This window comes from Bacteroidota bacterium (assembly GCA_034723125.1).
GTDB lineage: Bacteria > Bacteroidota > Bacteroidia > CAILMK01 > JAAYUY01 > JAYEOP01.
Window position 1 is genome coordinate 1 of the sequence record JAYEOP010000317.1, and the last position, 2,683, is coordinate 2,683.

Genomic DNA, 2,683 nt, shown 5'->3' on the forward strand with positions numbered 1-2,683 from the left:
TACATAAAGCAATTAGTCTAAAATATTCCTCAATTCATACAATTTAAAATCATTATTCTTATAAATCAATTTATACTTAAAACTGTATTTTTTTAAGTAAAGTATCATTGCGGTATCGGGAATTTCATTATTATTTTGTAGCAAATAATTAACCTTCAATTTATTATAAATAGTATCAAGTTTATCAACATCCTTTTGCCTTCTGTTATTTGACAAAGCACTCCTATCGGTGTATAAGGCTAAAGCTCTTGGTTTACGAAAAACAATAATTGAGGAATCAGGAGTATGATTTTTTATGTAATCAAATACTTCAACTGATGTTTTGCTTTGAGGTCCTCTAATTTCATTTTTTTGTTCTCTTGTAAAAGATAAAACTCCTTGATAATATTGTAAAACAACAAATAAAACATAAATATATGCTAAAGTGTCTAATTTTTTCATTTTCAAGGAAGTTGCCATCCATTTTAAAGCAACATATTGGTAGTAAAACAATAAAGGTAAAATTGGAAAAATATACCTGAATCCGGCTGTTGCAGGATAAAGCAAAACTACAGCAAAATAGGCAAGAAAAACAAAATCGTGAAATTCAATTTTCTTTAACAATTTAATAACTAATCCCATTGCCATTAAAAACCAAGTAAGAAAGATAGTAATATTACCAATAAAATCACTGATTCTGTACATATTAAAGAAACTCTTGAAATAGAAAAAGTAATGAGAACTAGTAGCTGCTATTACTTCCCAAATGCTGTGATGAGATAGATAAGTAGCATAAGCTGATGAATATGAACTATCAATGGGTAATGGGAAAAATATTCTTCTTAAAATTATTTTCAAAGCAAATGCAACAATTACAACAGCAGATGCAATTAAAAATTCCTTAAACGCTTTTTTAAATACAAATTTTTTGTAGTAAATATCTTTTATAATTTCAAAAATGAAAAACCCGAAAAACGCCACAGGAATCACTAAAGCAATAGACCTAACAGTCATTGCAAATCCGGCAAGTAAAGCTATTACAATGCATTTCAGGTATCTTATCTTCCAATCTGAATAAAACACAAGTATAGCAAAAAGTAATAAAAATGCAAATGGAATATCTGATAAAATATTTTGTTTAAAAAATAATGTCCATCTGTTGTATTCCATTATCAAAACAAACAAAAGAGCTAATAGAGGATGCATTCTTTTAGAAAGGAATAAATATGCTAAGATTCCTACTAAAAATAAAAACAATGTGATAAAGTAAGAAAAAGCAAGAATATTATTTCCAAACAAAGCGTAAACAGGTGTGAGAAGCAATGAAAAACCAATAGAAACATTTGATATCATTCCAGGATTATCTTCATTAAAAATAAGTCCTGTATTTTGTGCCGATTTGCCTTCTACAATATTTTTTGTCTGATGAATATACAATGCAAAATCATCACCCCAGTTGTGTGTATCTTTAACATTTATAACAAATAACGGTAATAATATTATTATAAGAATTATTAAATATCTTATTCTTTCATTTTTAAACAAATCTCTCATTAAAATATAATTATTCTTTTTTATCACTGATTATATAGGTAGGTCGTTTTTTTACTTCAAGAAATAGTTTACCGATATATTCTCCAATTATTCCAATTGTAATTAGTTGTATCCCTCCTATCAACAACACAGAAATAAGAATTGACGTCCATCCTTCAAGAACATTGTGAAAAATAAATTTAGCAAACAAAGCATAAACAATATAAGCAAATGCAAACAATGAAATTAAAAACCCAAAAAAAGTAGCAAGGCGTAATGGCTTGATGCTAAAAGACATAATACCTGTTTGAGCAAAAGAAAACATCTTTTTTGCAGAATATTTTGTTTTTCCGCTATACCTTTTTTCTGCAACATATTCAATTGATTTTGTTTTATAACCAACCCACTTTACTAAACCACGAATAAAGAGATAATATTCATTCATTTTTTTAAGTTCATCAACAACCTTTCTGTCAAGCAATCGGAAATCGGAAGCACCATTTTCAAGTTTTACATCCGACAAAATATTCATTATTTTGTAAAATAAGGCAGATGAAAGCTTCTTCAATATTCCTGTTCCTTTTGTTTTTTTTCTTAATGCATAAACAATCTGATTACCATTTTTCCATTCTTTGTACATTTTTACTATTAGTTCGGGAGGTTGTTGAAAATCAGCATCAATACTAATAACTGCATCACCTAAAGCATAATCAATACCTGCTTTTAAAGCATACTGATGACCAAAATTTTTTGAGAACCTAAATCCTTTCACTTCGGACTGTTCATCAGCAAGCCTCTCTATTAGTTGCCATGAATCATCAGTACTTCCGTCATCAATAAAAATTACCTCAAATGAAGTTTTTATTTGATTTTCAATAACATTTTTAATGGCAAAAAATAGTTTCTCAATATTTTCTTTTTCATTATATGCAGGTACTATAACAGAAATTTCCATAAATAAAGTCAAAGGGGTTTTTATAAACACATTTCTTTTAAGAAACAAAGATAATGAATAAGATGCAAGGCACAAATTTTTCATTGTCTATAAAAAACTCTAAGAATCTTAATGCCTGTCTGCCGACATAGGCAGGCGAATGTATTTATAAAACCTCCCTTTAATAATGAATATTGACCACGTTCGCAACCGCTAAAGCTACAGCGAACGTGGTCA

Annotated in this window: 2 protein-coding genes; both read right to left on the reverse strand. The window is 28.4% G+C overall.

The window, feature by feature from the left end; all coding sequences use genetic code 11:
• Nucleotides 1-12: 12 nt before the first annotated feature.
• Nucleotides 13-1,533 (reverse strand): hypothetical protein, encoded by a 1,521-nt coding sequence (locus tag U9R42_08945; protein ID MEA3496145.1) that lies wholly within the window; start codon nt 1,531-1,533, stop codon nt 13-15.
• A gap of 10 nt (nt 1,534-1,543) precedes the next feature.
• The gene (locus tag U9R42_08950) at nt 1,544-2,551 is read right to left on the reverse strand and encodes a glycosyltransferase family 2 protein (GenBank protein MEA3496146.1); all 1,008 of its coding nucleotides are present in this window, start codon (nt 2,549-2,551) and stop codon (nt 1,544-1,546) included.
• Nucleotides 2,552-2,683: the final 132 nt, after the last annotated feature.

Excerpts from the sequence above, each read along its gene's own strand:
- U9R42_08945 (MEA3496145.1), bottom strand. The coding sequence starts at position 1,533 with ATGAGAGATTTGTTTAAAAATGAAAGAATAAGATATTTAATAATTCTT.
- U9R42_08950 (MEA3496146.1), bottom strand. The coding sequence starts at position 2,551 with ATGAAAAATTTGTGCCTTGCATCTTATTCATTATCTTTGTTTCTTAAA.